Annotated in this window: 3 protein-coding genes; all 3 read right to left on the bottom strand. The window is 57.6% G+C overall.

Features of this window, described 5'->3' with window-relative positions; genetic code table 11:
- Window positions 1-410, bottom strand: a 410-nt coding sequence (locus AC1DT3_RS19795; RefSeq protein WP_477466923.1) for a hypothetical protein, incomplete at its 3' end; no start/stop codon positions are given.
- Window positions 411-442: 32 nt separating this feature from the next.
- Window positions 443-1,537 (bottom strand): antA/AntB antirepressor family protein, encoded by a 1,095-nt coding sequence (locus AC1DT3_RS19790; protein ID WP_477466922.1) that lies wholly within the window; start codon window positions 1,535-1,537, stop codon window positions 443-445.
- Window positions 1,538-1,566: 29 nt separating this feature from the next.
- On the bottom strand, window positions 1,567-1,833 hold a 267-nt coding region (locus AC1DT3_RS19785), incomplete at its 5' end, for a phage regulatory CII family protein (RefSeq protein ID WP_477466921.1).

Below are 1,833 nucleotides of genomic sequence, written 5' to 3'. Positions count from 1 at the left end.
TGGCGCTCGCCGGAAGACGTCTTGTCGAAGACGGAATCACCGTCTTCTGCGACGCCTTTTCCAGCCTGCAATTCGAACATGTTCAATTGGACAGGACGGTCCATGTCCTTGATGAAGAGCAACGTCTGCTGAATGGTCGCGTCGAACWCACCATCCGGACATTTCATCAGGGTGTTTCGGATTACGAGCGCTTGCTTTGTGATGCCGAAGACTTCGTGCAACCTCTTCTTATGCTGTCCGATCTGCCCCGCGACGCTTTGGGCCTCTGCCTTGAGGGCGTCGCCTTCGCGAAAGAGTTCGTTGCGGCGCTCCTTCTCCGCCGGCAGTTTCGCCAGCGCGTTGTCGGCCAGGGCCTGGGCCTTGTCGGCAATCTTGGCATCCTTGCGGGATTGCTTTTCTTCGGTGGTCATAGATCGACGTCCGCGGCGCATTGGCGGTCTCCTTATTCAGCTGCGAGGGCGGGTGGGAAAATCTTGGCGAGGGCGGCGAGGCCCTTTGCCGTGACGCGGACCCGTTCGGTGATCTTGTCTTCACCGTCTCGACCGGGAACCGTGTCGACCTTGTGGATCAGGAAGCCTGATTTGCGTTTCGCTTCGTATCCGAGCCAGTTCTTGTTACCGGTTCGACGATAGGTCCATCCATTCGTACTCAACCACGTGAACAGAACCTTGGGTTGGATCTGAAGGGCCTTCGCGGCATCAGTGATGCAGAGTGAACCGTCGGCTTTCGCGATGCGGTCGAACGCGTCGACATCGGCGCGCATTACCTTCACCTGTCCCCGCAACTCAAGGACCTTCTCGACATTCACGAGAAGCGCTTTCCGGAGATAAGCCGGATCCTGGAGCGCCGCCGCCATCGGGTCAGCGGACTTCACCTTGCGCTCGCATTCGATGAAATAGCGGCGGGCCTGCTTGCCCTTCTCATTCCGCTCGACCATCGAAAGCTCTTTGGCCATGTCGAGGGAGATGGCGTATTCCTTGGAAGGTCGGCCGCCCTGGGGGTTTTCGCCAATTTCGGCGAAAACTAAATAGTCAACGTTCTCAATGAATTGATAAGTGGAGATGCGGTCTCTGATCCAGTTTGAAAAGTCCTTTCCAACCTCCAAGAAGCGATGGAGATGGCGGGCGTTCACGGTCTGAATCGTTGCGTCGCCGATCGATCCATCAACCACATCGGGAAGCGGTGCCTCCGACATTGCATCCGCGACGAGCCGGAGGATTGGCTCGCCATGACTGTCGTCGAAGAGGTCCCGGCTCCGGGTCGCAGCTTGCGACATTGCCGCGCCATTACCTGGTTTGCTGAGGGAGAAGCCGGAGGCTATCTTCTGGAACCGTTTGACGGTCTTGCGCCGGATGGCGACGCGAAGATGGGGCCCGAGATGCAGCGGCTGCTTCCATTCCTGACCGTGCTGATCGCGATAGATGATCAGCCAATGGCGAGCGCCGGCCTCGACACGGAACGGGATGCCGGCACGATCGAGGATCGACTTGACCTCGCGATATAGCGGGTTCGTCAGATAGCCTTCAGGTTTGCTCATAGACTTCTCCTGGGATGAGAAATTGAGATTCAGACGCTGTACTTGATCGTGACGGACCTCTGCCGCTTCACGTCGGCTTCGAGATTGGCCAACACCGTCTGTCCTTCGCGGGACTGCTGAATGATTGCGTCGCACTCATCAGGAGAGAGGACTCCGTCATGCTTGGCATTGACAATTTCGCCCAACAGCTCGCTGAACTCTTTGCCGACAGTCACAAGATGCTTGTCGAGATTGACACTCACCTCCGCCGCTTTCTTCTCGACCAGGACAAAGCCTGCGAGATCGGCCATCACACG

This window comes from Microvirga sp. P4_G7 (assembly GCF_056401005.1).
Note: the sequence above shows the minus strand (reverse complement) of the source record. Positions and strands in the feature narration are given on the sequence as shown.